This is a genomic window from Pseudomonas sp. PA-1-3F, assembly GCF_021609665.1.
Lineage (GTDB): Bacteria > Pseudomonadota > Gammaproteobacteria > Pseudomonadales > Pseudomonadaceae > Aquipseudomonas > Aquipseudomonas paracarnis.
Genome location: NZ_WJZD01000035.1, coordinates 1 through 26,852, shown reverse-complemented (window position 1 = coordinate 26,852; position 26,852 = coordinate 1). Strand labels below are relative to the sequence as shown.

26 protein-coding genes are annotated in these 26,852 nt (G+C 60.5%); 16 read left to right on the top strand and 10 right to left on the bottom strand.

The genetic code is table 11. The features are described 5' to 3' along the window. Positions 1-12: 12 nt before the first annotated feature. The 5 genes from pcaF to pcaR all read right to left on the bottom strand — a co-directional run bounded on the left by pcaF (position 13) and on the right by pcaR (position 5,425). Complete coding sequence (gene pcaF / locus GIV26_RS22100; protein ID WP_173647467.1) at positions 13-1,215, bottom strand: 3-oxoadipyl-CoA thiolase; 1,203 nt, start codon at positions 1,213-1,215, stop codon at positions 13-15. After that, positions 1,212-1,991, bottom strand: coding sequence for a CoA-transferase subunit beta (locus tag GIV26_RS22095; protein WP_034125965.1), 780 nt, complete (start codon positions 1,989-1,991; stop codon positions 1,212-1,214). Before GIV26_RS22095 ends, pcaF begins: the two co-directional genes overlap by 4 nt. Next, entirely contained in the window at positions 1,991-2,848 is an 858-nt protein-coding gene (locus GIV26_RS22090; protein WP_003189300.1) for a CoA transferase subunit A, read from the bottom strand. Before GIV26_RS22090 ends, GIV26_RS22095 begins: the two co-directional genes overlap by 1 nt. 248 nt (positions 2,849-3,096) lie before the next feature. After that, a complete protein-coding gene (locus tag GIV26_RS22085; RefSeq protein WP_236282214.1) occupies positions 3,097-4,437 on the bottom strand; it encodes an MFS transporter in 1,341 nt (446 codons plus the stop codon). Between the two features lie 145 nt (positions 4,438-4,582). Further along, positions 4,583-5,425, bottom strand: coding sequence for a pca regulon transcriptional regulator PcaR (gene pcaR, locus GIV26_RS22080; protein ID WP_003189296.1), 843 nt, complete (start codon positions 5,423-5,425; stop codon positions 4,583-4,585). A 561-nt stretch (positions 5,426-5,986) separates the two neighbouring features. Here pcaR and GIV26_RS22075 point away from each other — a divergent pair. Together GIV26_RS22075 and GIV26_RS22070 are read left to right on the top strand one after the other, a co-directional pair. Then, a complete protein-coding gene (locus GIV26_RS22075) occupies positions 5,987-6,187 on the top strand; it encodes a hypothetical protein (RefSeq protein ID WP_003189295.1) in 201 nt (66 codons plus the stop codon). 315 nt (positions 6,188-6,502) lie between these two features. Next, positions 6,503-7,978 (top strand): inorganic phosphate transporter, encoded by a 1,476-nt coding sequence (locus GIV26_RS22070; protein ID WP_003189291.1) that lies wholly within the window; start codon positions 6,503-6,505, stop codon positions 7,976-7,978. 230 nt (positions 7,979-8,208) lie between these two features. Here GIV26_RS22070 and ccoM read toward each other — a convergent pair whose 3' ends face one another. Both ccoM and GIV26_RS22065 read right to left on the bottom strand, forming a co-directional pair. Beyond that, positions 8,209-8,325 carry a cytochrome c oxidase subunit CcoM gene (gene ccoM / locus GIV26_RS27235; protein ID WP_019817835.1) on the bottom strand — a complete coding sequence of 39 codons (117 nt, stop codon included), beginning with the start codon at positions 8,323-8,325 and terminating at the stop codon, positions 8,209-8,211. 143 nt (positions 8,326-8,468) lie between these two features. Then, positions 8,469-8,630 (bottom strand): hypothetical protein, encoded by a 162-nt coding sequence (locus GIV26_RS22065; RefSeq protein WP_005785860.1) that lies wholly within the window; start codon positions 8,628-8,630, stop codon positions 8,469-8,471. A gap of 133 nt (positions 8,631-8,763) precedes the next feature. On the opposite strand from GIV26_RS22065, the gene GIV26_RS22060 reads away from it, so the two are divergent. The 3 genes from GIV26_RS22060 (at position 8,764) to GIV26_RS22050 (ending at position 11,376) form a co-directional block, all read left to right on the top strand. Further along, complete coding sequence (locus GIV26_RS22060) at positions 8,764-9,636, top strand: LysR substrate-binding domain-containing protein (RefSeq protein ID WP_057975633.1); 873 nt, start codon at positions 8,764-8,766, stop codon at positions 9,634-9,636. Positions 9,637-9,727: 91 nt separating this feature from the next. Then, on the top strand, positions 9,728-10,198 hold the full coding sequence (locus GIV26_RS22055; protein ID WP_054898411.1) for a RidA family protein: 471 nt from the start codon (positions 9,728-9,730) through the stop codon (positions 10,196-10,198). Beyond that, positions 10,195-11,376, top strand: a complete 1,182-nt coding sequence (locus GIV26_RS22050; protein ID WP_054898410.1) for an aminotransferase class V-fold PLP-dependent enzyme — start codon at positions 10,195-10,197, stop codon at positions 11,374-11,376. The genes GIV26_RS22055 and GIV26_RS22050 overlap by 4 nt, the downstream gene beginning before the upstream one ends. On the opposite strand, the gene GIV26_RS22045 is transcribed toward GIV26_RS22050, so the two are convergent. Continuing rightward, the gene (locus tag GIV26_RS22045; RefSeq protein ID WP_054898409.1) at positions 11,373-11,714 is read right to left on the bottom strand and encodes a hypothetical protein; all 342 of its coding nucleotides are present in this window, start codon (positions 11,712-11,714) and stop codon (positions 11,373-11,375) included. The two genes, GIV26_RS22050 and GIV26_RS22045, sit on opposite strands and share 4 nt — an antisense overlap. A gap of 219 nt (positions 11,715-11,933) precedes the next feature. Between GIV26_RS22045 and rapA the strand changes: the two genes are divergently transcribed. Beyond that, on the top strand, positions 11,934-14,780 hold the full coding sequence (gene rapA, locus GIV26_RS22040) for an RNA polymerase-associated protein RapA (RefSeq protein ID WP_034125960.1): 2,847 nt from the start codon (positions 11,934-11,936) through the stop codon (positions 14,778-14,780). A gap of 175 nt (positions 14,781-14,955) precedes the next feature. Here the strand turns inward: rapA and GIV26_RS22035 are convergent, their stop codons facing one another. Beyond that, positions 14,956-16,302: a spinster family MFS transporter gene (locus tag GIV26_RS22035; protein ID WP_034125959.1), complete on the bottom strand. Its 1,347-nt coding sequence runs from the start codon at positions 16,300-16,302 to the stop codon at positions 14,956-14,958. Between the two features lie 253 nt (positions 16,303-16,555). Here GIV26_RS22035 and GIV26_RS22030 point away from each other — a divergent pair, with 253 nt between their 5' ends. Further along, positions 16,556-16,924, top strand: a complete 369-nt coding sequence (locus tag GIV26_RS22030; protein WP_057975629.1) for a YkgJ family cysteine cluster protein — start codon at positions 16,556-16,558, stop codon at positions 16,922-16,924. Positions 16,925-17,063: 139 nt separating this feature from the next. Continuing rightward, positions 17,064-19,325, top strand: a complete 2,262-nt coding sequence (locus GIV26_RS22025) for a putative bifunctional diguanylate cyclase/phosphodiesterase (RefSeq protein WP_236282251.1) — start codon at positions 17,064-17,066, stop codon at positions 19,323-19,325. A 228-nt stretch (positions 19,326-19,553) separates the two neighbouring features. Here the strand turns inward: GIV26_RS22025 and GIV26_RS22020 are convergent, their stop codons facing one another. Next, positions 19,554-19,856 carry a DUF2288 domain-containing protein gene (locus tag GIV26_RS22020; RefSeq protein ID WP_034125956.1) on the bottom strand — a complete coding sequence of 101 codons (303 nt, stop codon included), beginning with the start codon at positions 19,854-19,856 and terminating at the stop codon, positions 19,554-19,556. A gap of 341 nt (positions 19,857-20,197) precedes the next feature. Here GIV26_RS22020 and GIV26_RS22015 point away from each other — a divergent pair, with 341 nt between their 5' ends. From GIV26_RS22015 to GIV26_RS21980, 8 genes are all read left to right on the top strand, one after another. Then, entirely contained in the window at positions 20,198-21,325 is a 1,128-nt protein-coding gene (locus tag GIV26_RS22015; protein WP_003193533.1) for a branched-chain amino acid ABC transporter substrate-binding protein, read from the top strand. Between the two features lie 227 nt (positions 21,326-21,552). After that, complete coding sequence (gene livH, locus GIV26_RS22010) at positions 21,553-22,476, top strand: high-affinity branched-chain amino acid ABC transporter permease LivH (protein ID WP_003193535.1); 924 nt, start codon at positions 21,553-21,555, stop codon at positions 22,474-22,476. Next, complete coding sequence (locus tag GIV26_RS22005) at positions 22,473-23,726, top strand: high-affinity branched-chain amino acid ABC transporter permease LivM (protein WP_034125955.1); 1,254 nt, start codon at positions 22,473-22,475, stop codon at positions 23,724-23,726. The genes livH and GIV26_RS22005 overlap by 4 nt, the downstream gene beginning before the upstream one ends. Beyond that, complete coding sequence (gene livG / locus GIV26_RS22000) at positions 23,723-24,490, top strand: high-affinity branched-chain amino acid ABC transporter ATP-binding protein LivG (RefSeq protein ID WP_003193538.1); 768 nt, start codon at positions 23,723-23,725, stop codon at positions 24,488-24,490. The genes GIV26_RS22005 and livG overlap by 4 nt, the downstream gene beginning before the upstream one ends. 1 nt (position 24,491) lies before the next feature. Next, on the top strand, positions 24,492-25,193 hold the full coding sequence (locus tag GIV26_RS21995) for an ABC transporter ATP-binding protein (protein WP_003193540.1): 702 nt from the start codon (positions 24,492-24,494) through the stop codon (positions 25,191-25,193). 258 nt (positions 25,194-25,451) lie between these two features. Further along, positions 25,452-25,748, top strand: coding sequence for a BufA1 family periplasmic bufferin-type metallophore (locus GIV26_RS21990; protein ID WP_034125953.1), 297 nt, complete (start codon positions 25,452-25,454; stop codon positions 25,746-25,748). Positions 25,749-25,770: 22 nt separating this feature from the next. Beyond that, a complete protein-coding gene (gene bufB / locus GIV26_RS21985; RefSeq protein WP_236282212.1) occupies positions 25,771-26,649 on the top strand; it encodes an MNIO family bufferin maturase in 879 nt (292 codons plus the stop codon). Continuing rightward, positions 26,646-26,852, top strand: a 207-nt coding sequence (locus tag GIV26_RS21980) for an HvfC/BufC N-terminal domain-containing protein (RefSeq protein ID WP_236282211.1), incomplete at its 3' end; no start/stop codon positions are given. The genes bufB and GIV26_RS21980, both read left to right, overlap by 4 nt.

Sequence of the window (26,852 nt, the reverse complement as noted above, 5' to 3'; positions counted from 1 at the left end):
CTCTTTTATTGATCAGACGCGTTCAATCGCCAGGGCCAAGCCTTGGCCGACGCCCACGCACATGGTCGCCAGGCCTTTGCTGCCGCCGGTTTTTTCCAATTGGTGCAGGGCCGTCATCACCAACCGCGCACCACTCATCCCCAAGGGATGGCCGAGGGCAATGGCGCCGCCGTTGGGGTTGACCTGGGGCGCATCGTCCGCAATACCCAGCTCGCGCAGCACCGCCAGGCCTTGGCTGGCGAAGGCTTCGTTGAGTTCGATCACATCAAAGTCGGTGACAGCCAACCCAAGGCGCTCCACCAGTTTGCGCACCGCCGGCACCGGGCCGATGCCCATCACGCGCGGGGCTACACCAGCACTGGCCATGCCCAGCACACGGGCGCGGGCGGTGAGGCCGTGTTGCTTGACGGCCTCGGCGCTGGCGAGGATCAGCGCGGCGGCGCCATCGTTGACGCCCGAGGCATTGCCAGCAGTGACGGTCTTGTCCGCGCCGTTGACCGGCTTGAGCTTGGCCAGGGCTTCCAACGTGGTGTCCCGTGGGTGTTCATCGTGTTCCACCAGGGTTTCGCCTTTTTTATGGGCGACCCGCACCGGAACGATTTCCTCGGCAAAGAACCCGGCGGCCTGGGCAGCGGCGGTGCGTTGCTGGCTGCGCAGGGCGAAAGCGTCCTGGTCGACGCGGGAAACCTGATAGTCATCGGCCACGTTATCGGCCGTCTGCGGCATGGCATCCACGCCGTACTGGGCCTTCATCAGCGGGTTGATAAAGCGCCAGCCAATGGTGGTGTCTTCCAACTTCATGTTGCGCGAGAACGCCGCGTCGGCCTTGCCCATCACAAACGGAGCGCGGGACATCGATTCGACGCCACCGGCAATCGCCAGCTCCATTTCACCACTGGCAATCGCACGAAAAGCGGTGCCGATGGCATCCATGCCCGAGGCGCACAGGCGGTTGAGGGTCACTCCAGGAATACTTTCCGGCAGCCCCGCCAGCAGCAACGCCATGCGTGCCACGTTGCGGTTATCTTCACCTGCCTGGTTGGCGCAGCCGAGGAAGACTTCGTCTACGGCGCTCCAGTCCACCGACGGGTTACGCTCGATCAGCGCCTTGATCGGCAGTGCCGCCAAGTCATCGGCGCGCACCGTAGACAGGCCACCGCCGAAACGGCCAATCGGCGTGCGAATGGCATCGCAGATAAATACTTCGCGCATCAGGCTTCTCCCGGTGCTTGGCCATGGGCGGCAGCGGTGCGTGCTTCGAGGTCACGCAGGGCGGTCAGTTCGGTCTCGGTGGGTTCAGCGGTGGTGCTCACCTGGTCGGCAAAGCGAATTGCCCAGCCGGTGGCGGCGATCACTTGCTCACGGGTCACGCCGGGATGCAGTGCAGTGACCACGAACTCATGGCTGCCCTCCTCCGGCTCCATGATGCACAGGTCGGTAATGATGCCCACCGGGCCGGCGCCGGGCAGGCCCAGACGCTTGCGTGAGTCGCCACCTTCGCCGTGCCCCACAGAGGTGATGAAATCGAGTTTGTCGACAAACGAACGGGACGACTGCTTAAGGATGATCAACACGCTCTTGGCCGAACCTGCGATTTCCGGCGCGCCACCGGCACCCGGCAAACGCACTTTGGGCTGGTGATAATCACCGACCACGGTGGTGTTGATATTGCCGAAACGGTCGACCTGGGCCGCGCCGAGAAAACCGACATCAATGCGCCCGCCCTGCAGCCAGTAGCGAAAGATCTCACCGGTGGGCACCACAGTGTCGGCGGTCTCCGCCAGCTCGCCATCACCGATGGACAGCGGCAACACACTGGGCTTGGCCCCAATCGGGCCCGACTCGTAGATCAGCACCACATCCGGCGACGATGTCAGGCGCGCCAGGTTGGCGGCCTTCGATGGCAGGCCGATGCCGACAAAGCACACCGAGCCGTTCTTGAGGCGGCGTGCGGCGGCGACGGTCATCATTTCATTGGTGGAGTAAGCCATTACTTAGCCTCCTGCGCGGTGGCCAGCTTGGCCTGGAATTCACTGAAGTCGGCAGTGCCGTGGATGTATTCGTCGATCCAGGCGGTAAAGGTGCCACGGTCGCGGGCAATCGGGTCCCACGCCTGGTAGAAACGGTTATCCCGCTCGTTGTAGCCGTGCGCGTAGGACGGATGGGCACCACCGGGTACGTGACACACCGCCGTCAGCGCCCAGGTCGGCAGCACGCAGCTGTTCATCGGCGCATTCAGGTCGTCGACGATTTCCTCGACGGTGACGATGCAGCGCTTGGCCGCCAGGGCCGCTTCCTTCTGCACCCCGAGAATGCCCCAGAGCAGCACGTTGCCTTTGCGGTCGGCTTTCTGCGCATGAATCACGGTAATGTCCGGACGCACCGACGGCACCGCCGCCAGCACTTCGCCGGTGAAGGGGCAGGTGACGGTCTTGATCAGCGGGTTGACCTTGGGCAAGTCGGAACCGGCGTAGGCACGCAACACCGCGAACGGCAGGCCGGAGGCACCGGCGACGTAGGCATTGGCCAGGTCGGCGTGGCTGTGCTCTTCGATCTCCAGCGCTTGCGGCCATTGTTTCTCTACCGCGTCGCGCAGCCGATGCAGGGAACCCACGCCCGGGTTGCCGCCCCAGGAGAAAATCAACTTGCGCGCACAGCCGGCACCGATCAACTGGTCGTAGATCAGGTCAGGCGTCATGCGCACCAGCGTCAGGTCTTTCTTGCCCTGACGAATGATTTCATGGCCCGCGGCCGTAGGGATCAGGTGGGTGAAGCCTTCGAGGGCGACGGTATCGCCGTCGTTCACGAAGCGCTTGACCGCATCACGCAGGGTGAGGATTTCAGCCATGGGGTTGGGCTCCCGGTGTTGATCGAAAAAGGCGCTGAGGTGGCGCCGAAGTGCTTGAAGATTAAGCCGGGGAAATGGGCCGAACAATCCGATAATCGACTGAGCGTTCGATTATCGAACCGATTGTTACTTAACTAACCATTGTAAGGAACAGGGTCAATGTGGGAGCTGGCTTGCCTGCGATGGCGCGAGTGGATTCAGCACCGCTATCGCAGGCAAGCCAGCTCCCACAGGGGTAGCGATTGGTTTCAGGTCGCATCGGCATGGCTGACCATGCCCTTAATCATTACCGCTGCCGTGGCCAAGGCCGCCGGTATCACCAATGCGGTGAGCACCTGCTCGAAGTTCCAGCCCAGGCCCAGCAAAGTAGCGCCCATCCACGCCCCCAGAATTGCGCCGAAGCGGCCGATACCGAGCATCCACGACACCCCGGTGGCACGGCCTTGGGTGGGGTAGAAACGTGCTGCCAGGGATGGCATTGCCGATTGCGCACCGTTGACGCACATCCCGGCGACCAGCACCAGGGTGGCCAACAGCGTGATGTTGCCCAGGCTCTGCCCCACCGCGTAGGCAAACACCCCGGCCAGCAGATAGAACGTGCCGATCACTTTGTGCGGGTTGAACCGGTCCATCGCCCAGCCCACGCCCACCGCGCTCAATACCCCACCAAACTGGAACAGCGCGCCGATGAACGCGGCTTGCTCCATGCTCGCGCCACTGTCGCGCATCAAGGTGGGGAGCCAACTGGTCAGCAGGTAAACGATCACCAGGCCCATGAAGTACGTGAGCCACAACAGCAAGGTGCCAGCGCTGTAGGTGCCCGAGAAGATCACCGCGAACACATTGCGGGCCTTGACGGTTTTTTGCTCCGGTACGCTGAAATGAGTGGCCTGGGCGACAATGCCGGGCTCGATGGGGGCAAGGGTCTTGCGCACCTTGTCGGTGCCGCGATTGCGTACCACCAGGTAGCGGGCAGACTCCGGCAGCCACACCAACAGCACCACCGTCAGGATCAAAGGCAGGATGCCGCCTATCAGCAACAGGCTGTGCCAGCCGAACGCGGGGATCAGCTTGGCCGAAATAAACCCACCACCGGCCATGCCGAGGTTGAAACCACAGAACATGCTGGTCACCAACAAGGATTTATGCCGCTCGGGGGTGTATTCAGACAGCAAGGTGGTGGCATTCGGCATGCCGGCGCCCAGGCCCAGGCCGGTGAGAAAGCGCAGCACCAGCAACTGGTCGACATTGGTGCTGTAGGCCGACGCCAGGCTGAACGCACCAAACACCAACACCGCGCCGACCAGCACGACTTTGCGGCCAAAGCGGTCGGCCAGCGGGCCGGAACCGAGTGCGCCAAACACCATGCCGATCAACGCGGCGCTCATCACCGGGCCGAGGCTTGCGCGGTCGATGCCCCAGTCCTGGGACAGTGCCGGCGCGATAAAGCCCATGGCGGCTGTATCGAGGCCGTCGAGAAAGACAATCAGGAAACACAGGATCACCACGCGCCACTGATAGCGCGAAAGTGGCTGGGTGTTGATAAAGGACTGTACGTCCAGGGTGGTACCGACAGAAGGCTGATTCATTATTTTTATTCCACACCGATGGCGGGCTGACGACCTGGGGCCGTCATTCTTATTGGGCAGCTCCTCAGAGCGCTGCCGCACATTAATAAGCCAAGGGAAACACCGTCAATCGAGCCCGCCGGGATCTGTGCGGTCACCGAACAGCTTAGGCAAACAGTTGCGCACTCAGCTCACGGCTGGCGCTGAGCATGCTCGGTAGAAAGCGCTGCTCCAACTCACTGCGGCTGACCCGACCGGCGTGGGTGCTGACATTCAGCGCGGCCAATACCTGGCCGGACGCGTCATACACCGGCACCGCGATGGAGCGCAGGCCCTGCTCCAGTTCCTGGTCGACAATGCACCAGCCCTGCTGACGCACCTGTTGCAGGCATTCGAATAACGCTTGCGGTGTAGTCAGGGTGCGGCTGGTCTTGGTTTGCAGGTCGGCATGGTCGAGATAATCCTGCAGCGAGGCATCGTCGAGGGCGGCCAGCAGAATGCGCCCCATGGACGTGCAATACGCAGGCAGGCGCCCGCCCACCGACAGGTCAACCGAGATCAGGCGCTGGGTGGTGGCGGAACGAGCGATATAGAGGATGTCATCGCCTTCCAGGGTAGCCATGTTGCAGGCTTCATGGAGCTGCTCGCTCATGCGGTCCAGATAAGGTTGTGCTGAAACGGCCAGCGGTGTGGACGACAGATAGGCGTGACCGAGGGTCAGCACCTTGGGCAACAGCGAGTAGGTGCGCCCATCTGTGGTGGCGTAGCCGAGCTTGATCAAGGTGTGCAGGCAACGGCGCACGGCGGCGCGGGGAATTTCGGTGCGGTGGCTGATCTGAGCGATAGTCAGGTGACGCTTGCGCTCCTGGAACGCCTGCACCACGGCCAGGCCACGGGCCAGGGACGTCATGAAATCCGGATCACCGGTGAATGCCTGGATGCGCTTGGCCGGTGAAGCCACGATCGGCGGCGCTACTGATGCAAAGGAGTTGCGCAATTGATCGTTCATTTCAACGGGCCTTCTCTTGTTATCACCACGGGAGGGTTGGCGGCTATTACAAGCCGTGCCGGCCGCCCTGCACAAGTCAGCGCCGGTAACATTGGGCGATTATCGGACAACCATGCGATTATCGCAATTTGGCCGGCATGGGTGCAGATCCCGCAGATAACGTTTGAGATTTAGCTGATGTCGCCGAAAAGTTTAGGCATTTACCCTTCTATCAGTATGAATACGGATATGAAGATGACGCTGTTCACAAATACGTCGGCGATATGTAACAAAACCCAAGCACGCCGTTGACGCTTTTTAACTTCATGATGATAGTGTTCTTCAAATGCGCCGCTATAATGCAACCTGTGCAGAGGTCAGCCCGGTATCACTATCGGGAGGAGAGCTCACTAGGTATTGCAGGCTGCAGGCAACGCCGGTCACAAGTACTCGCTTAAAAGAACGGCCCTCAGGCCCGTATACCAACTTGAACGGTTCTACTGTTCTATTTGGAATCGCCCCGAGCACGACTTTCAGGCATGACACTGCGCAATCAATAACTCAACTCAATTAGGTAATACTGTGACGAAAGATGAACTGCGCGCGGAACTTGAGCGCCAGGAGCAACGTTACAAGGACGTCTACGGCGGGGAAGTCACCACCTACGCCGCGCAACCTGAGCCGGAACGCAAACCATGGCGCAAACGAGCCAGCCTGCTGGATCAGGCATTTGCCCAGGAAATCCAAAAAATCGAGCAGGAACTCAAGACCGAGGAGCCCTGAGCACTTTGGTCGAGTTCAGCGCCTTGCAGTCGCTGCCGGTCAACCACTGGTTCAGCGGCCGCTGGTCAGTAACCTACAGCCACCCACGAAATTTCATACAAATGTTTCAGGCATGGCATTTTCATGACAAAAGCCCGCCTTCCGCGGCCCGCGCTTTATAAATCAAAGACTTGCCAAAGCCCCGAAAACCCTGGGATACGTGTGTCTTGCCGGTTTTTTTTCCAGGAAGATTGTTACCGATGAGCAGCTAATGCATCGATTACTGATGTTTTCTGGCATAATCGCGCCCCCTTACGACCGGGTCAGAAAACCTTCATGATCGATTTATTCAGCGGACTGGATGCTTGGGTTCTCGTGAGCCTGTTGCTCGCCCTGGCCTTTGTCCTCGCCTTCGAGTTCATCAATGGCTTTCATGACACCGCTAACGCGGTGGCCACAGTCATCTATACCAAAGCCATGCCGCCACACCTGGCCGTGTTCTTCTCCGGGGTGTTCAATTTCCTCGGCGTATTGCTCGGCGGTGTCGGTGTCGCCTACGCCATCGTGCACTTGCTGCCGGTGGAGTTACTGATCAATGTGAACACCGGCCACGGCTTGGCAATGGTCTTCTCGTTGTTGGCGGCGGCGATCACCTGGAACCTGGGCACCTGGTACTTCGGTATCCCCGCCTCCAGCTCCCACACCCTGATCGGCTCGATCCTCGGTGTCGGCCTGGCCAATGCATTGATCAACGACATCCCCCTGGCTGACGGTGTGAACTGGCAGAAGGCCGTGGATATCGGCGCCTCCCTGGTGTTCTCGCCGATGGCGGGCTTCCTGGTCGCCGCCCTGGTGCTGATCGGCCTGAAGTGGTGGCGCCCGCTGTCTAAGATGCACAAGACCCCGGACCAGCGCCGCAAGCTCGACGACAAGAAGCACCCGCCGTTCTGGAACCGCCTGGTCCTGGTGATTTCGGCCATGGCTGTAAGCTTCGTGCACGGCTCCAACGATGGCCAGAAAGGCATCGGCCTGATCATGCTGGTACTGATCGGTATCGTGCCGGCGCAGTTCGTATTGGACCTGGGCAGCACCACTTACCAGATCGAACGTACCCGCGACGCCACCCTGCACCTGAACCAGTTCTACCAGCGCAACCACGAGACCCTCGGTGAGTTCCTGGCCCTAGGCAAAAGCGTGAAGGATGACCTGCCGGGCAAGTTCCGCTGCAACCCGCAGCAGACCGAACCGACGATCAACGCGCTGCTGGGCACCCTCAAGGGCGTCTCGGACTACCACTCGCTGACGGCCGACCACCGCATCGAAGTGCGTCGCTACCTGCTTTGCCTGGATGACACCGCGAAAAAGGTCGGCAAGCTGCCAGGCTTGGACTCCCGTGAGAAGTCAGACCTCGACAAGCTGCGCAAAGACCTGACCGCCACCACCGAGTATGCTCCGTTCTGGGTGATTCTCGCGGTCGCACTGGCCCTGGGCCTGGGCACCATGGTGGGCTGGAAGCGCGTGGTACTGACCATCGGTGAGAAGATCGGCAAGCAAGGCATGACCTATGCCCAGGGCATGTCGGCGCAAATCACCACGGCCACCATGATCGGCTTTGCCAATATCTTCGCCCTGCCAGTGTCCACCACCCACGTCCTGTCTTCTGGCGTGGCGGGCACCATGGTTGCCAACAAAAGCGGCCTGCAAGGTGGCACCGTCAAGACCATCCTGATGGCCTGGGTATTGACCTTGCCAGCGACCGTAGGCCTCTCGGCCGGGTTGTTCTGGTTGGCGTCCAAGGCTTTGGGCAACTGATAGCCAGCCGGCAATAAAAAAGGTGCGATCCGCGAGGGTCGCACCTTTTTTTATGATCGCACCGTGATCGGTGATGGGAATGCCGCCACGGACGCTCCGCGTCCCACTCGCGCACGGGTGACGCGTAGCGTCACAGGATGCATTCCCACGCGGAGCGTGGGAACGAGCCAAAAAAAAGGGCGACCGAAGTCGCCCAAAATGCCTTGCGTGCTCATGTAACCCGGAAAGACTTAAGGTTTTTTACGCTTGTTCGCGTCTTTCCAGATAAAAAATCCAAACCCTACAAAAAACAGCACCATGAGGCTAACAGTCAGCACTCCGGCGAAAACCACATTATCGAAAAACATGACCGGCCTCCTGCACTTGCCCTGTTGCGATAGGGCTAAGTTAATGGAGAAGGCGCAGTGGGAAATTGACCAGGATCAATGTCGCCCACAACGGGGCGTAAAGAAGGGGAATAACTGACCTGCATCAATGGATACAGGACGTTTCAACGCTTTTTCGGCTTGTTCTTGGACTTTTTCTTGGGCTTGCCCAAGGGCATGGCTTGTTCAAAGGCTTGGCGCACTTCATTCAAGCGTTTGTCATTGAGGTCGTGCACGCGCTTGGCACGTTCGGCGTTCAGGTCGATCAGCTTGTCGTCATCACTCATGGCTTGGCTTACGTCGTGGCGGGAATGCCTCAATAATGCGGCCTGCCCCGCCCGACGGCAATTAAGCGGGCGACAAAATGCAGGCCATCGACCAAAATCGGCATTTTCTACCCTGCCCAGGAGGCGCATCCAGGTGGCCTTGCACAACGACCTTCCACCGCTGCTGGCCCTGCGCGCCTTCGAGGCCGTGGCGCGGCACTTGAGTTTTATCAAGGCGGCCAACGAGTTGTCGGTGACCCAAAGCGCGCTGAGCCACCAGGTACATAAGCTCGAACACCACCTGGGCAAACCGTTGTTTATCCGGCGAACCCGTGCGATTGACCTGACGTTGGCCGGGCAAGATTACTACGCGCAAATCCGCCCTGCCCTGGACGCCATCGCCGCTGCGACGCGCAACCAACGGGGTGCGCCCAGCGCAAGTGTGTTGCGTATCGGCTTGCTGGCATCCTTTGCCACGTTATGGCTGGCGCCGCGCCTGGCCGAGTTTCTACGGTGCTACCCCCATATCCAGGTGGAGTTGCTGCCCGCCATTCAACTGGCCAACGTCGCCACGGCCGAGGTTGACCTGGCCATCCGCTACGGCAAGGGCGACTGGCCCGACGTGCGCGCCACACGCCTGATGGCCGAAACCCTGTCACCGGTATGCAGCCCTGGGTTCAAAGCCAGGCAGATCGCCAGGGGCGCGCTGTTGATGGCGACCTCCCACCGCCCTTTCGAGTGGACCGATTGGTCGGCCCATTACCAGGTCAACCTAGATCACCACCCCCGCGTGATGCTGCATGACTACAACATCGTGGTCGAAGCGACCGTGGCCGGCCAGGGGATCGCCATGGGCCGCCATCGCCTGATCGAACGCAGGCTCCAGGACGGCAGCCTGGTAGAGGCCTTTGACTGGCCGCCCTATCACAGCGATATCGGCTATTGGCTGATCGCACCTCAGCGCCCGCTCAGTGAGGCGGCTGAATGCTTCAGCCAGTGGTTGAAGCAGGCGTGTGCCGACGCGTGAGGTTTTTCGATACGTCGGTTGAGATCTATCCGTTTGTCGCCCCTCGCCACCGCCAACATGCTGGAACCTTCTGACACCAGAGGATTTCACCATGACCGACTCCATCCGCCAGCGCGTACACGCCCTCGGCCTGACACTGCCCACGCCCAGCCAACCCGCTGCCAACTATGTCAATCATGTGATCAGCCAACACCAGCTGTTCATCTCGGGACAAATTCCCATGGCCGATGGCAAACCTGCCTACCTTGGCCGGCTGGGCGATTCTCTCAGCGATGAAGATGGCGCCCAAGCGGCGGAATTGGCGGCGCTGGGCCTGCTGGGGCAATTGAGCGACGCGTTGGGCGATGACCTGTCGCGGGTGGTGCGCATCCTGCGCCTGGGCGTGTTCATTGCCAGCAGCGCCGACTTCCAGCGCCAAAGCCTGGTCGCCAATGGCGCTTCGAACCTGCTGGTCAATGCCCTCGGCGACAAGGGCCGGCACGTGCGCACCGCCGTAGGGGTCTGCAGTCTGCCGGCTGGTGTCGCCGTGGAAGTGGACGCCATTTTCGAGCTGCAGCCATGACCCCGCTGCAAGTCCAGCACTTGCGAGAAGCCACGCCCGGTTGCCAGTCCGGCATCGTGCACTTCAACCACGCCGGGGCATCCTTGCCCAGCCAGGCGACGCTCGACGCCATCATCGAACAGCTGCAACGCGAAGCCCGCGACGGCCCGATGGAGGCCGGAGAACAGGGTGCCGTCTTAGTGGAAAATGCCCGCCGAGCCGCCGGCCAACTGCTCAATGCGCCCGCCTCATCGATTGCCTTCGCCAGCAGTGGCTCGACGGCCTGGAGCATGGCCTTCCAGGCGCTGGGGCCATGGCAGCCGGGCGATCGTATTCTAGTGGGGCGCCACGAATGGGGCGGTAACCTGGCGAGCATGGAACTGGCCGTTCAAGCCGGGGCGCGGGTGGAGGTCATCCCGTGCGATGCCAGCGGCGCGGCCTGCCCGGTGGCGTTGGAGGCGATGCTGGATGCAAAGGTGAAGCTGATCGACCTCACCTGGCTCCCGGCCAACGGTGGCTTGATCAACCCGGCCCAGGCCATCGGCGATGTGGCCAGGCGGCATACCATTCCCTACTTCATCGACGCGGGCCAAGCCGTCGGCCAGGTGCCGGTGGATGTACAAGCGTTGCAGTGCGATGTGCTCAAGTCTGCCGGCCGCAAACACCTGCGCGGGCCTCGCGGTACCGCGCTGCTGTATATCAGGCCGGATTTTCTGCCGCATCTGAACCCGGCCCAACGCGACGTGTTTTCAGCGCCCTGGACCGCAGAAGGCTTCGACCTGCGCAACGACGCCCGGCGCTTTGAAACCAGCGAAGTCTCTTTCGCCCTGCTGGCCGGCCTGGGCAATGCGTTGCACGAGATCAATCAACTGGGGATTGAGCAAGTATGGCAAAGGGTCTCGAAGACCAGCGCGCGAATCCGCGAAGCACTGCGTCAGATACCGGGAATTACCTTGCATGACTTAGGCAGAACGCATTCAGGCTTGATCGCGTTCAACCTGGCCGGCTGGGACAGCTTTGAACTCAAGCAACGCCTGGCCTGCAAGCGCATCAACATCGGCGCCAATGGCGTGGCCTACACCCCGCTGGATATGCAAGCACGTGGGTTGAACAGCATTGCGCGCATCTCCGTCAGCCCGCTCAACACCGATGACGATATTGAGCTGCTGGTGAAGGCCCTGCGCGAACTGAACGGTTAGACCTCGATATCCACCCACAGGCCCTGGCGCGGCGCGTCTTCGATCAGCGGCGCCACGGGCACGGTGTTGTCAGCGTTGAGCAAGTCGCCGGGAATCGGCAAATGCTGCTCCGCGTCGTCGTCGGCTTCGCGCCGGCGTTTCTGCTGCTCCTGCTGGCGACGCTGCTCTTCGCGCAGCAGAAAGGTCGATTGCTCGGCATCGCCTTTTTTCAGGTCGATCGTGCTCTCGTTGGAGCCCGGTTGAATGGGCACCACCGGCGGAATATCCGGTTTCTGGCGTGCCGGGTCGAGTTGCGACGTGACCGGCACAACACTGACGGGCAGCATGGGTGGCAGCATGATAATTATTCTCCTGATCAACAGGCTGTCGGCGGGTGGCAGGGCGACTTGAGCACCCGCGTGCCAAGCTGTGACTCAGTCGACACTCTCAAGTGCCCGCCACCCGTCGATTCAATTTCCGCCTGCCCGTACAAACAGCGTAGTTTTTGTCAGAGTTCTTGGGCGCCGGGCCGTGTTCCGTTAACATAGTCGGCTTTTTCACGGCGGGAGTCAGGCAGCATGGCGCAGCAGTATCAACCGGGGCAACGCTGGATTAGTGACAGCGAAGCAGAGCTGGGGTTAGGCACCGTTCTGGCACAGGACGGCCGCTTGTTGACCGTGCTCTATCCGGCCACTGGCGACACTCGCCAGTATGCGCTACGGAATGCGCCCCTCACTCGCGTGAGGTTTTCGCCGGGTGACACCATCACCCATTTCGAAGGCTGGAAAATGACCGTACAGGAAGTCGACGACGTCGATGGCCTGCTGGTCTACCACGGCCTCAATGGGCAGAACGAGCAGGTCACCCTGCCAGAAACCCAACTGTCCAACTTCATCCAGTTCCGCCTGGCCAGTGATCGCCTGTTCGCCGGGCAGATCGACCCGCTGGCGTGGTTCTCGCTGCGCTACCACACCCTGGAACACACCAGCCGCCAGTTGCAGTCCTCGCTGTGGGGCCTGGGTGGCGTACGCGCCCAACCGATTGCCCACCAACTGCACATCGCCCGCGAAGTCGCTGACCGTATCGCGCCACGCGTGTTGCTGGCGGACGAAGTGGGTTTGGGCAAGACCATCGAAGCAGGCCTGGTGATCCATCGCCAACTGCTCTCGGGCCGTGCCAACCGCGTACTGATCCTGGTCCCGGAAAACCTGCAGCACCAATGGCTGGTGGAAATGCGCCGCCGCTTCAACCTGCAGGTTGCGCTGTTCGATGAAGAGCGCTTTATCGAAAGCGATGCCACCAACCCGTTCGAAGACACCCAGCTTGCACTCGTTGCGCTGGAATGGCTGGTGGACGACGAGAAGGCCCAGGACGCGCTGTTCGCCGCCGGCTGGGACTTGCTGGTAGTCGACGAAGCCCACCACCTGGTGTGGCACGAAGACAAGGCCAGCGCCGAATACTCGCTGGTCGAACAACTGGCCGAAGTGATTCCTGGCGTGCTGCTGCTGACCGCCACCCCGGAACAACTGGGCCAGGACAGCCATTTTGCGCGCCTGCGCCTGCTGGACCCGAACCGCTTCCACGACCTGCAAGCCTTCCGCGCCGAGAGCGAAAACTATCGCCCGGTGGCCGAAGCCGTGCAGGAGCTGCTGGACAAGGGCCGCCTGTCGCCGACCGCGCACAAGACCATTCAAGGCTTCCTCGGTGACGAAGGTGAAGCCCTGCTCACCGCCGTCAACGATGGCGACACCGAGGCCAGCGCGCGCCTGGTGCGTGAACTGCTGGACCGCCACGGCACCGGCCGCGTGCTGTTTCGCAACACCCGTGCTGCGGTGCAAGGCTTCCCCGAGCGCAAGCTGCACGCCTACCCGCTACCGAACCCGGACGAATACCTCGAACTGCCCCTGGGCGAACACGCCGAGCTGTACCCGGAAGTCAGCTTCCAGGCGCAACCGGACATCGAGGAAGAGAACCGCTGGTGGCGTTTCGACCCTCGGGTCGAGTGGCTGATCGACCAGTTGAAAATGCTCAAGCGCACCAAGGTCCTGGTGATCTGCGCCCACGCCGAAACCGCCATGGACCTGGAAGACGCCCTGCGTGTGCGCTCCGGCATCCCGGCCACGGTGTTCCACGAAGGCATGAATATTCTGGAGCGTGACCGCGCCGCTGCCTATTTTGCCGATGAAGAGTTCGGTGCCCAGGTGCTGATCTGCTCGGAAATCGGCAGTGAAGGCCGCAACTTCCAGTTCTCCCATCACCTGGTGCTGTTCGACCTGCCGTCCCACCCCGACCTGCTGGAACAGCGCATCGGGCGCCTGGACCGGATCGGCCAGAAACACGTGATCGAACTGCACGTGCCCTACCTGGAAACCAGCCCGCAAGAGCGCCTGTTCCAGTGGTACCACGAGGCGCTCAATGCCTTCCTCAACACCTGCCCGACCGGCAACGCCTTGCAGCATCAGTTCGGCCCACGCCTGCTGCCCTTGCTGGAAGCCGCCGACGACGGCGAGTGGCAAGCCCTGATCGACGAAGCCCGTGCAGAGCGCGAGCGCCTGGAGCAGGAGTTGCACACCGGACGGGACCGTTTGCTCGAACTCAATTCCGGCGGCGCCGGCGAAGGCGATGCGCTGGTCGAGGACATCCTCGAACAAGACGACCAGTTCGCCCTGCCGATCTATATGGAAACCCTGTTCGACGCATTCGGCATCGACAGCGAAGACCATTCGGAAAACGCGCTGATCCTCAAGCCCAGCGAAAAAATGCTCGACGCCAGCTTCCCCCTGGGCGACGACGAGGGTGTAACCATCACCTACGACCGTAACCAGGCGCTGTCGCGCGAAGACATGCAGTTCATCACCTGGGAGCACCCGATGGTGCAAGGCGGCATGGACCTGGTGCTGTCCGGTTCCATGGGCAACACCGCCGTGGCGCTGATCAAGAACAAGGCGCTCAAGCCAGGCACCGTATTGCTTGAACTGCTGTATGTCAGCGAAGTGGTCGCCCCGCGCTCCCTGCAACTGGGTCGCTACCTGCCACCGGCCGCCTTGCGCTGCTTGCTGGATGCCAACGGCAATGACCTGTCGGGCCGCGTGTCGTTCGTAACCTTGAATGACCAGCTGGAAAGCGTGCCACGGGCCAGCGCGAACAAATTCGTACAGGCGCAGCGCGACCAACTCACACCGCGCATCAACGCCGGTGAAGAGAAGATCGCCCCGCGTCACGCCGAGCGTGTAGCCGAAGCCAAGCGTCGCCTGGCAGCAGACACCGACGAAGAGCTGGCGCGCCTGACCGCGCTGCAAGCGGTCAACCCGACCGTGCGTGACAGCGAGTTGGTCGCCTTGCGCAACCAGCGCGAGCAAGGCCTGGCCATGCTCGATAAAGCGGCACTGCGACTGGAAGCTATTCGGGTGTTGGTGGCGGGTTGATAATCCGCTGAACGTAAAAGGCCCGCGCAATGCGGGCCTTTTTATTAGCCTTAGAGATCGTTCCCCCGCTCGGCGTGGGAATGCATCCTGTGACGCTCTGCGTCACGACTTTTAAGCGGACGCAGAGCGTCCAGAGCGGCGTTCCCATGCAGAGCATGGGAACGATCACTCTGTCTCACGCCGTTGCCGCCGCTGCCGGCACCTCAACCGCACTCAACCCTTCCTTCATCCGCTTGGCATCACGCACAAAACTGCGCGAGGCCTGGAACAGAAACAGCATGGTCAAGAACAACGCCACTGGAATCAGGTACATGGCGTCATGCAAGCCTACCGCTTTATAAGCCTCTGTCATCTGCTGCGCCCCAGCCGCATACATCGCTGAATGGGCAAAGTGATCGGACAACGCCCCGACCACCACCGGCCCCATGCCACCGCCGAGCAGATACAGCCCGGCAAAGAACAGCGCCATCGCCGTTGCGCGCAAGCGTGGTTCGACCACGTCCTGGATCGCGGTATACACGCAGGTATAGAAGTTGTAGGCAAACAGCCAGCCCACACTGAACAGCGCGACAAACACCCCGATTTCGACACGCCCGGCATGCAATGCCCAGGCGGTGGTGACCGTGGAGATGATCAAGCTGAAGGCGGCGAACAACAGTCGGCCATTGGCGACCCGCTGATGAATCTTGTCGGCAATCCAGCCCCCCAGCGTCAAGCCCACCAAACCGGTCAGGCCGACGATGACACCCGTCGCGACGGCCGCGTCCTGCAACGGCATGAGGAAATAGCGCTGCAGCATCGGCACCAGGAACGAGTTGCACGCATAGGTGGCAAAGTTAAAGCACAACCCGGCCAGCACCAGCCACAGAAAGGTCGGCACAGCCAGCACGCGACGGATCGGGCGGTCGACGCGCTCTTGGGAGACTTGCACGGTTTCCGCCGCACCACGCTTGGGTTCTTTTATGTAGAACATAAACACCGCAAGGATCAGCCCCGGCACCGCCGCGATAAAGAAGGGCGCGCGCCAGCTGTCGAACGCCTTGACCATCGCACCGATCGTAAAGAACGCCAGCAACAGGCCCAACGGCAGACCAAGCATGAAAATCCCCATGGCTCGGGCACGGCGGTGGGCGGGAAAGAGGTCGCCAATCAGCGAATTGGCCGCGGGTGCATAGCTGGCTTCGCCGATGCCAATGCCCATGCGCACCAGCAGGAAGGTCCAGAAACTGCCGACCATGCCGTTGACCGCCGTCAGCCCACTCCAGGCGAACAAGCCCCAACCCATCAACTTGCTGCGTGAACCGGTGTCAGCCAGGCGCCCGAGCGGCAGCCCGGCAATGGCGTAGACGATGGTAAAAGCGGTGCCGATGATACCGAGCTGGAAGTCGCTCAGGTGCCATTCCATGCGGATGGGCTCAATGATGATCGCGGGAATGGTGCGGTCAAAAAAGTTGAACAGGTTAGCGAGGAACAGCAGGAACAGAATGCGCCAGGCATTCGCCGCTTGGGTCGAGTTCTGCATGGGTCCGTCTCTTTTATTGTTATGAGAGCTGCGATGCCCGATGCATCCTGCTCAGGTCACTGCAACATAGTCAGGCTGGCAGTGATTGTCTGTAATGATTCGTAAAGCTGATAGGGCATGATTTCACCCAGGCAACAGCGGATTTTGCCCACGAAAATATAAGTGCGTGCCCCTCTTCCCAATGGCGATGGCACGGATAGAATGGCGAGCCTTTCGTAGCACCCTCCTCCTACTTTTCTTATTGATGACGCCCATGTCCGAAGCCAGTCCGTGTCTGAATTGCGGTGCCTGCTGTTCACACTTTCGCGTGTCTTTCTTCTGGGGTGAGTGCGCCTCGTCCGGGGGCACGGTGCCCGATGACCTGGTGGTGCAGATCAACCCCAGCCGCGTGGCGATGATCGGCACCGATCAGAAACCTGCACGGTGCTGCAGCCTTGAAGGTGAAGTCGGACAGGCCACAAGCTGCTCTATTTATGAGCAACGCTCCAGCGTATGCCGTGAGTTCGACTCGTCCTGGAGCCAGGGCGTGCAAAATGTCGATTGCGACGCCGCCCGTGCCGCATTCGGCCTGGCGCCGCTGGAAGCCCCACACTTCGAACTCGACCTGCCCATCAGCGCTTAGCACCAAACGCTATGGAAGGCATGTCAAAATAATTTGAGATCAAAACGCCATTACTCATGGCAAATCTTCGGAGACTTCTATACTCGATCTCATCGGTCATCGCCTCTGGCAGTGACATGGCTCTATGACGGGATACGCTATGGAATGGCTGGGGCAGCACTTTTTTACCGACCTGCCAGACAGTGGGCATTTATTACTCAATTGCAGTCATAACCCCTTTCTGGTGCTACTGGCGTACCTGGTCGCCTGCGCGGCGGGCTTCGGTACGCTGGACATGGCCGAACGTGTGGGCCATGTCGAAGACCCCACCGCCCGCCGCCATTGGCGCTGGCTGGGCGCGGGTTGCCTGGCAGGCGGAATCTGGTCGACCCATTTCATCAGCATGCTGGCGTTCCAGGCCCCCATCGCCATTCACTACGAATTGATCATGACGTTCGCCTCGCTGCTGATCGCCCTGATCGCGTCGCTGCTCGCCATGCAGACCCTCAGTCATACCCACCTGCGTTTTCATCAGTACCTGATGGCTTCGGTGTGGATGGGACTGGGTATCGCGCTGATGCACTACGTGGGCATGTCGGCCATGCGCTCCCAGGCCCAGGTGTACTTCGAAACACGGCTGTTCCTGGCCTCGGTGGCGATTGCCATCGGCGCCAGCCTGGCGGCATTGTTGCTGTCCAGCTACCTGCGCAACGGAACCGGCATGTTTCACCAACTGCTCAAATACGCCGCCAGCCTGGTGCTGGGGGCCGGGATCCTGAGCATGCATTTCACCGGCATGGCGGCCATGCAAATGCTGGTGCCCGCTGGCGCGGATCTTTCATTGCCGGTGGATGGCAGTCCGATTCAACTGGGGTTGTCGGTGGCGGTAATTACCTTGCTGGTGATCGGCAGTAGTGTCAGCGCAGCCCTGGCAGATAAAAAGCTGCAGCACAAAGAGCGGGACCTGCGCCGGGTCAATGCGCTGCTCAGCGAACTCGACCAGGCCCGCGCTTCACTGCAACAAGTGGCCCACTTCGATGCACTGACCAGCCTGCTCAACCGCCGTGGTTTCAATCAGATCTTCGCGGAAAAGGTTGCGGAAAAAACCCGAAGCCAAGGCATGCTGGCGGTAATCTTTCTCGACATTGATCACTTCAAGCGCATCAATGACAGCCTTGGCCACGATGCGGGCGACCAGTTGCTCACGGTGCTGGCCGGGCATATCAAGGGCTCGATACGCAGCCATGAAGATGTAGTGGCACGCTTTGGCGGCGATGAATTCTGCATTCTGATCACTATTCATCACCGCGACGAAGCCCGGCAGATGGCCCAGCGCATCATGCAGAAGATGAAAGAGCCCATCGAGCTGGCTGGCCGGCGCATGGTGATGACCACCAGCATCGGCATCAGCCTGTTTCCCGAGGACGGCCACACCTGCGAAGAGCTGCTGAAAACTGCCGACCTGGCGCTGTACCAATCCAAGGACGCCGGGCGCAACAGCTTGCACTTCTTCAGCTCCAACCTGAAAACACGCGCCTTCCTTGAGCTGCAACTGGAGGAGGAACTGCGCGCCGCCTTGCGTACGCGCAACCAGCTGGTGCTGTTTTATCAGCCGATCTTCGACATGAAGCTGGGCAAGGTCACGCGCCTGGAAGCCCTGGTGCGCTGGCAACACCCCCAGCACGGACTCCTGGCTCCGGACCGCTTTATCGGCATTGCCGAGAACAACGGGCTGATCGCCGAGCTGGACCACTGGGTATTGCGCCAGGCCTGTCACGACCTGAGCCTGTTGTCTGACCGGGGCTACACCGAGTTGATCATGGCGGTGAACTGCTCGGCGTTGAACCTGGCGCGTGACGAACTGGCCGATGAAATCGAAGACGCCCTGCGCTTCGCCGGAATAGGCACCAACCGACTTGAACTGGAAGTCACTGAAAATGCGCTGATGGGCAACATCAGCAGCACCCTGGCACTGTTGCGGCAAATTCGCGCTCTGGGTGTGTCACTGGCCATCGATGACTTCGGCACTGGCTATTCGTCGCTGGCTTATCTCAAGCGCTTGCCGCTCAACACCTTGAAGATCGACCGCTCGTTTATCCAGGACATTCCCAAATCCACCGCAGACAGTGAAATCGTCCAGGCGGTTATCGGCATGGCCCACACCCTGCACTTGCAGGTGGTTACCGAAGGCGTGGAAACCCAGGCACAGTTCGAGTTGCTGCTCAAGCATGGCTGTGACTACATCCAGGGCTACCTGCTCAGCCCGGCGGTGCCTTTCAATGACATCATCGGCGTGATGCAGGGGATTGCCATGCGCAACCCGCTATACCCGCTCAGCGTAGAGAACAACGACGCTCCACAGCCAAAAGACCCGGCGCCAGGGCGTATCGGCCCGCCGTCTATTGTCAGGCCGATTCGCTGAGACGCAGGCACGGGGAGTGGTGGTGTAATCGCTGCTTCTCTTCACGCCGGGTCATACCTGGAAACAATTGCGCCACTCATTCCTTCGGACCTCAACTGTTCCCGTGACGCTTACGTCACCCTCGGCTGTGACCTTTCTCTACGGCAAGGTGCCATCACGCGTTCAGCGGTTACTCGGCTACACACTTCAGCGCGTGAAAAATACGCACCTTTTTCGTGCGCGCCATTCTTATGCTGCCCTTTCCTGGATCAGGATCCATGGCGAGACCACCACTGCCCATAAGCTTGGATCCCGTTCGACCAGGTCCAATGCCCGCGTCGCAGACACCTCGCCAAGGGTGCCTGCAGCCAGCCAGGCGGCGACTTTGTCACGGTTGTCTTCGGCCATTCCTTCGGCGGCCTCGATCAAATCCAGGCCGGCATCGACCCACAATAGGGCACCCTTGGCAAAGAACGGTTCAAGCTCCTTCCAGGAAATTTCGGCGGTTTCACCGAGCAGCTTGGCATAGAGGGTGCTTGGTTCTTGCGTCATGGGAATTCACCTGAGTAGAAAATCGGCGCAATCATAGCCCCGTCGCTCAGGCAGAAAAACCCAGTAGCAAATGAAGTAGCGATTGAAACTGCCAGGAAAGCCAAGGAATGCCTTGAAAGCTATTAGCAGCCCGGCGCAATTCTGTCTTTTTCTTTCACTTAAGCGACATACCCAGGTTTTGCCCCCAGCTGCCAGCTTTTCAAGCGATCAACCGGCGCTCTACACTGTACCGGTACAGTTGCCAGGGCAATGCCGGGGGGATATCCGCGATATCTGATCCGGTTCTGCAGCTCACAAGGCCGCTAGAACTATAAAAAATACAACAGTAAGAGTGGAGCACTATGAATAAGGCTACTAAGCAGATTTCCAAACTGTTTGCCGCTATGGTCCTGGCTGGGGTTGCCGGCCATTCGTTCGCAGCCGACACCATCAAGATCGGCATCGCCGGTCCCAAGACCGGTCCGGTGACGCAATACGGCGACATGCAATTCATGGGTGCCAAGCAAGCCATCAAAGACATCAACGCCAAGGGCGGCGTAGACGGCAAGATGCTTGAGGCCAAGGAATACGACGACGCTTGCGATCCAAAACAAGCCGTGGCCGTTGCCAACAAAGTGGTCAATGATGGCGTCAAGTTCGTCGTCGGCCACCTCTGCTCCAGCTCCACTCAGCCAGCGTCGGATATCTATGAAGACGAAGGCGTCATCATGATTACCCCAGCCGCCACCAGCCCGGAAATCACCTCCCGTGGCTACAAGCTGATTTTCCGCACCATCGGCCTGGACAGCGCGCAAGGCCCAGCGGCCGGCAACTACATCGCCGACCACGTGAAGCCGAAAATCGTTGCCGTCCTGCACGACAAGCAGCAATACGGTGAAGGTATTGCCAGCGCCGTGAAGAAGACCCTTGAAGAAAAAGGCACCAAGGTTGCCGTCTTCGAAGGCCTGAACGCCGGTGACAAAGACTTCTCCTCGATCATCCAGAAACTCAAGCAAGCCAACGTCGACTTCGTCTACTACGGCGGTTACCACCCTGAGCTGGGCCTGATCCTGCGCCAAGCCAAGGAAAAAGGCCTGAACGCCAAGTTCATGGGCCCAGAGGGCGTGGGTAACGACTCTATCTCGCAAATCGCCCAGGGCGCTTCCGAAGGTCTGCTGGTGACCCTGCCGAAGTCCTTCGACACCGACCCTGCCAACAAAGCCATCGTCGAAGAGTTCGCCAAGAACAAGCAGGACCCAACCGGTCCGTTCGTGTTCCCGGCCTACTCGGCGGTTGAAGTGATCGCCGGCGGTATCGCTGCTGCGAAGAGCGAAGACACCGCCAAAGTGGCCGAGGCCATCCACGCCGGTACCTTCAAGACCCCTACCGGCGACCTGAGCTTCGACGCCAAGGGCGACCTGAAGGACTTCAAGTTCGTGGTCTACGAATGGCACTTCGGTAAACCCAAAACCGAAGTCTCCCCTCAGTAAGCCAGGCGTTACTGGTCAACAAGCCCACTGTGCAAGCAGTGGGCTTTGTTTTACGAGGTTTATGGGCCATGTCACCCGCGATCCGGGCGCTGGCTCACCTGAAAATCTTAAAACCGTCACCAGCGGTTCGCTGGCAAACGCTTTGTGCAACCTGGTCACAGAACAGGGCACCGAGCCGGAAATGACTCCACCAGTGAAATGCGTATCGGGTTTTTAGGAGCGCTGTAATGCCTGAGATCTATCATTTTTTCCAACAGCTGGTTAATGGCCTGACCATTGGCAGCACCTATGCCTTGATAGCCATTGGCTACACAATGGTTTACGGCATCATTGGAATGATCAACTTCGCCCATGGCGAGGTGTACATGATTGGTTCCTACGTGGCCTTTATCGCCCTTGCCGGGTTGGCCATGATGGGGATCCACTCCCTGCCGCTATTGATGACCGCTGCGTTCCTGGCGTCGATCATCGTGACCAGTGCCTATGGCTACAGCATCGAGCGGGTTGCCTACCGCCCCCTGCGGGGCAGCAACCGTTTGATCCCGCTGATTTCCGCCATCGGCATGTCGATTTTCCTGCAGAACACCGTATTGCTGTCCCAGGACTCCAAGGACAAGTCCATTCCCAACCTGATTCCGGGGAGCATCTCCTTCGGCCCGGGTGGCGCACAAGAAGTGCTGATTTCGTACATGCAGATTCTGGTTTTCGTGGTCACCCTGGTGGCCATGCTGGGCCTGACGCTGTTCATTTCCCGCTCCCGTCTGGGGCGCGCCTGCCGGGCCTGCGCCGAAGACATCAAGATGGCCAACCTGCTGGGCATCAACACCAACAACATCATCGCCCTGACCTTCGTCATTGGTGCGGCGCTGGCGGCCGTGGCGGCCGTGTTGCTGAGCATGCAATACGGCGTGATCAACCCCAACGCCGGTTTCCTGGTGGGTCTCAAGGCCTTTACCGCAGCGGTATTGGGCGGCATCGGCAGTATTCCGGGCGCCATGCTCGGCGGGCTGGTGCTGGGTGTGGCCGAAGCCTTTGGCGCCGATATCTTCGGTGACCAGTACAAGGACGTCGTCGCGTTCGGCCTGTTGGTTCTGGTGTTGTTGTTCCGTCCGACCGGCATCCTGGGCCGTCCGGAGGTTGAGAAAGTATGAGCAGATATCTTAAATCGGCGTTTTTCAGCGCCTTGCTGGTGTGGGCCGTGGCCTTCCCGGTACTCGGCCTCAAGCTGAGCATTGTCGGCATCAACCTGGAGGTGCACGGCACCGGGCCTGTGACCCTGACCGTCATCGCCCTGTGTTCGGTGCTGATGTTCCTGCGTGTACTGTTCACCCAGCAGGTGGGTGCCTTGTTCAAGGGCAACCGTGGCCCGTTGGTGTCGCCCAAGGTCAGCCAATTTCTGACCCTGCCGCGCACCCAGCGCTACATCATCATCGGGTTGATCATCGCGGCGCTGATCTGGCCGTTCTTCGGCTCGCGCGGCGCGGTCGACATTGCCACGCTGATCCTGATCTACGTGTTGCTGGGCCTGGGCCTGAACATCGTGGTGGGCCTGGCAGGCTTGCTCGACCTGGGTTATGTGGGCTTCTACGCCGTGGGTGCCTATACCTACGCGCTGCTCTCGCATTACCTGGGCTGGAGCTTCTGGATCTGCCTGCCATTGGCGGGTATGGCGGCGGCCACGTTCGGCTTCCTGCTGGGCTTCCCGGTGCTGCGCCTGCGCGGTGACTACCTGGCCATCGTGACCCTGGGCTTCGGCGAAATCATTCGCCTGTTCCTGCGTAACCTCACCGATATCACCGGTGGCCCCAACGGTATCAGCAGCATTCCCAAGCCGACGTTCTTCGGGCTGTCGTTCGACCGCACCGCCGCCGAAGGCATGCAGACTTTCCACGAGTACTTCGGGATTGCCTACAACCCGGTGAGCAAAGTGGTGTTCCTGTACCTGGTCGCACTGTTGCTGGCATTGGCGGCCTTGTTCGTGATCAACCGCCTGCTGCGCATGCCCATCGGCCGTGCGTGGGAAGCACTGCGCGAAGATGAAATCGCCTGCCGTGCCCTGGGCCTGAACCCGACCATCATCAAGCTTTCCGCATTCACCCTGGGCGCTGCATTCGCCGGTTTTGCCGGCAGCTTCTTCGCCGCTCGCCAAGGCCTGGTGACGCCGGAATCGTTCACCTTTATCGAGTCGGCGATCATTCTCGCCATCGTGGTACTGGGTGGCATGGGCTCGCAACTGGGCGTGATCCTGGCGGCCATCGTGATGATCCTGCTGCCGGAAATGATGCGTGAGTTCAGCGAATACCGCATGTTGATGTTCGGCGCCATGATGGTGCTGATGATGATCTGGCGCCCTCAAGGCCTGCTGCCAATGCAACGTCCACACATGGAGCTGCGCAAATGAGCCGCGAGATCCTGAAAGTCGAAAACCTGAGCATGCGCTTCGGCGGTTTGCTGGCGGTCAATGGCGTGGCCCTGACCGTCAAAGAGAAACAAGTGGTAGCGCTGATCGGCCCCAACGGCGCCGGCAAGACCACGGTGTTCAACTGCCTCACCGGTTTCTACAAGCCGAGCGGTGGCAGCATCCTGCTGGACGGCCAACCCATACAGGGCCTGGCCGGCCACGAAATCGCCCGCAAAGGCGTGGTGCGTACCTTCCAGAACGTGCGGTTGTTCAAGGACATGACGGCGGTCGAGAACCTGTTGATCGCCCAGCACCGTCACTTGAACACCAACTTCTTCGCTGGCCTGTTCAAGACCCCGGCGTTCCGCAAGAGCGAACGCGAGGCCATGGAATACGCGGCGTACTGGCTGGACAAGGTCAACCTGACCGAGTTCGCCAACCGCCCGGCAGGCACCCTCGCCTACGGCCAGCAACGTCGCCTGGAAATCGCCCGCTGCATGATGACCCGCCCGCGCATCCTGATGCTCGACGAACCTGCCGCGGGCCTGAACCCCAAGGAAACCGAAGACCTCAAGGCGCTGATCAGTGTGCTGCGTGAGGAAAACAACGCCACGGTGCTGTTGATCGAACACGACATGAAACTGGTCATGAGCATCTCCGACCATATCGTGGTGATCAACCAGGGCACGCCGCTGGCCAACGGGACGCCGGAGCAGATCCGCGACAATCCTGAAGTGATCAAAGCCTACTTGGGGGAAGCGTAAAATGCTGCAATTCGAAAACGTTTCCACTTTCTACGGCAAGATCCAGGCCCTGCACAGCGTCAATGTGGAAGTGCGCCAGGGTGAGATTGTCACCCTGATCGGCGCCAACGGTGCCGGCAAATCGACCTTGCTGATGACCTTGTGCGGTTCGCCGCAAGCCTACAGTGGCAGCATCCGCTACATGGGTGAAGAACTGGTGGGCAAGCACTCCGCCGAGATCATGCGCAAGAGCATTGCGGTGGTGCCCGAAGGCCGTCGGGTGTTCTCGCGCCTGACCGTGGAAGAGAACCTGGCCATGGGTGGGTTCTTTACCGACAAGGGCGATTACCAGGAACAAATGGACAAGGTGCTGCACCTGTTCCCCCGCCTCAAGGAACGCTTCAGCCAGCGCGGCGGCACCATGTCCGGCGGCGAGCAGCAAATGCTCGCCATCGGCCGGGCGCTGATGAGCAAGCCCAAGCTGTTGCTCCTGGACGAGCCTTCCCTGGGCCTGGCACCGATCATCATCCAGCAGATCTTCGACATCATTGAACAGCTGCGCAAGGACGGTGTGACGGTGTTTTTGGTGGAGCAGAACGCGAACCAGGCGCTGAAAATCGCTGACCGTGCCTATGTGCTGGAGAATGGCCGGGTGGTGATGCAAGGTACGGGTGAGCAATTGCTGACCGATCCGAAGGTGCGGGAGGCGTACCTCGGCGGCTAAGAAAGAGCAAGTTCTAAATGGGAGCTGGCTTGTGTGGGAGCTGGCTTGCCTGCGATAGCATCACCCCGGTGTATCTGAAGAACCGAGGCGTTTGCATCGCGGGCAAGCCCGACTCCCACATTTTCTTTGTATAAGCCATTAAATAGGTGTTGTTTTGCAGTTTTTTTCGATGGCTTTGTAACGAATTCCCTCCCCCTTTCTCTAGTGGTGCATGCAGGCAATCAAGCCTGCGCATTCAACCACTGCTGGAGACACACCATGACCACCAAACTGTCCGCCGCCACCCTCGTTCTGGCCCTTGGTTCTGCCCTGAGCCTGTCCGCCCTGACCACCACCGCCCACGCGGCCGACGACATGCAGAAATGCTTCGGCGTGGCTGAAGCCGGCAAGAATGACTGCGCCGCGGGCGCCGGTACGTCGTGCGCTGGCACCTCCAAAACCAAAGACCAGGCCAATGCCTGGAAGCTGGTACCCGCCGGCACTTGCACCAAGACCCCAAGCACCACCTCGCCGACCGGTTTTGGCCAGGAAGCGGCCTTCACCGCCAAATCCTGAACCCCGCGCAGCCTGAGTACTGATGATGACGCCTACAGACCAACACGCGGTCTCACCGGCTCAGGTGCCCGGCCTCCCCTATCGGGCCGGGCTGGGGCTCAAGACCGAGCACTTCAGCGAGGTTCTCGAGACCCGCCCCGACATCGGTTTTTTCGAAGTACACGCCGAAAACTACATGGTGGCCGGCGGCCCGTTTCATCACTACCTGGGGTTGATTCGTGCGCAGTACCCCCTGTCACTGCACGGCGTCGGCCTGTCCATCGGCGGCGAAGCCCCCTTGGATCGCGAGCACCTGGCACGCCTGGCCACGCTGATCGAACGCTATCAACCCCAGTCTTTTTCCGAACACCTGGCCTGGTCCAGCCACGGCCCGGTGTTTCTCAACGACCTGCTGCCCCTGGCCTACGATGCCTGCACCCTGGAGCGGGTATGCGAACACGTGGATCAGGTACAGAGCGCGCTCAAGCGGCCGATGCTGTTGGAAAACCCCTCCACTTACCTGCAGTTCCAGCGCTCTACCCTGGACGAAACCGACTTCATCAGCCAGATAGTCCGCCGTACTGGTTGCGGCCTGCTGCTCGACGTCAACAACGTCTACGTGTCCTGCATCAATCATCAGCGCGACCCGCTGACCTACATCGATGCCTTGCCATTGCACGCAGTGGGTGAGATTCATCTGGCCGGTTTTGCCGAAGACACCGACAGCCTGGGCGACCGCCTGCTGATTGATGACCACGGCGCGCCGATCGATAACGCCGTGTGGCAGCTTTACGCACAGGTACTGGCGCGGACCGGAGCGGTGGCGACGCTGATCGAGCGGGATAACCAGGTGCCCGCGTTCAGCGTGTTGCAAGCAGAGGCCCGGCAGGCCGAATGGTATTTGTCGCAGGTGGCCCGATGAGCATTCAGCAAACATTCGCCGAGGCTTTACTGGCCCCGCAAGCAACCTGCCCCGAGGGCGTGTTCAGCAGCAACGGTGCTGAACCGGCGAGCCGCTTTGCGGTGTATCGAAACAATGTCCATAGCGCTTTGATCAATGCTTTGGCAGCCGCCTACCCGGTGGCGCGGCAACTGGTCGGCGATGAGTTTTTCCGCGCCATGGCC

Bases quoted from the DNA above. Each gene is read 5' to 3' on its own strand.
- GIV26_RS22015 (WP_003193533.1), top strand. From the start codon at position 20,198: ATGAATAAGGCTACTAAGCAGATTTCCAAACTGTTTGCCGCTATGGTC.
- GIV26_RS22035 (WP_034125959.1), bottom strand. From the start codon at position 16,302: ATGCAGAACTCGACCCAAGCGGCGAATGCCTGGCGCATTCTGTTCCTG.
- GIV26_RS22065 (WP_005785860.1), bottom strand. From the start codon at position 8,630: ATGAGTGATGACGACAAGCTGATCGACCTGAACGCCGAACGTGCCAAG.
- GIV26_RS22025 (WP_236282251.1), top strand. From the start codon at position 17,064: ATGGAATGGCTGGGGCAGCACTTTTTTACCGACCTGCCAGACAGTGGG.
- rapA (WP_034125960.1), top strand. From the start codon at position 11,934: ATGGCGCAGCAGTATCAACCGGGGCAACGCTGGATTAGTGACAGCGAA.
- GIV26_RS22055 (WP_054898411.1), top strand. From the start codon at position 9,728: ATGACCGACTCCATCCGCCAGCGCGTACACGCCCTCGGCCTGACACTG.
- GIV26_RS22090 (WP_003189300.1), bottom strand. From the start codon at position 2,848: ATGGCTGAAATCCTCACCCTGCGTGATGCGGTCAAGCGCTTCGTGAAC.
- GIV26_RS21990 (WP_034125953.1), top strand. From the start codon at position 25,452: ATGACCACCAAACTGTCCGCCGCCACCCTCGTTCTGGCCCTTGGTTCT.
- GIV26_RS22020 (WP_034125956.1), bottom strand. From the start codon at position 19,856: ATGACGCAAGAACCAAGCACCCTCTATGCCAAGCTGCTCGGTGAAACC.
- GIV26_RS21995 (WP_003193540.1), top strand. From the start codon at position 24,492: ATGCTGCAATTCGAAAACGTTTCCACTTTCTACGGCAAGATCCAGGCC.
- bufB (WP_236282212.1), top strand. From the start codon at position 25,771: ATGATGACGCCTACAGACCAACACGCGGTCTCACCGGCTCAGGTGCCC.
- GIV26_RS22095 (WP_034125965.1), bottom strand. From the start codon at position 1,991: ATGGCTTACTCCACCAATGAAATGATGACCGTCGCCGCCGCACGCCGC.
- pcaR (WP_003189296.1), bottom strand. From the start codon at position 5,425: ATGAACGATCAATTGCGCAACTCCTTTGCATCAGTAGCGCCGCCGATC.
- GIV26_RS22045 (WP_054898409.1), bottom strand. From the start codon at position 11,714: ATGCTGCCACCCATGCTGCCCGTCAGTGTTGTGCCGGTCACGTCGCAA.
- GIV26_RS22005 (WP_034125955.1), top strand. From the start codon at position 22,473: ATGAGCAGATATCTTAAATCGGCGTTTTTCAGCGCCTTGCTGGTGTGG.
- ccoM (WP_019817835.1), bottom strand. From the start codon at position 8,325: ATGTTTTTCGATAATGTGGTTTTCGCCGGAGTGCTGACTGTTAGCCTC.
- GIV26_RS22085 (WP_236282214.1), bottom strand. From the start codon at position 4,437: ATGAATCAGCCTTCTGTCGGTACCACCCTGGACGTACAGTCCTTTATC.
- livH (WP_003193535.1), top strand. From the start codon at position 21,553: ATGCCTGAGATCTATCATTTTTTCCAACAGCTGGTTAATGGCCTGACC.
- GIV26_RS22050 (WP_054898410.1), top strand. From the start codon at position 10,195: ATGACCCCGCTGCAAGTCCAGCACTTGCGAGAAGCCACGCCCGGTTGC.
- livG (WP_003193538.1), top strand. From the start codon at position 23,723: ATGAGCCGCGAGATCCTGAAAGTCGAAAACCTGAGCATGCGCTTCGGC.
- GIV26_RS22070 (WP_003189291.1), top strand. From the start codon at position 6,503: ATGATCGATTTATTCAGCGGACTGGATGCTTGGGTTCTCGTGAGCCTG.
- GIV26_RS22030 (WP_057975629.1), top strand. From the start codon at position 16,556: ATGTCCGAAGCCAGTCCGTGTCTGAATTGCGGTGCCTGCTGTTCACAC.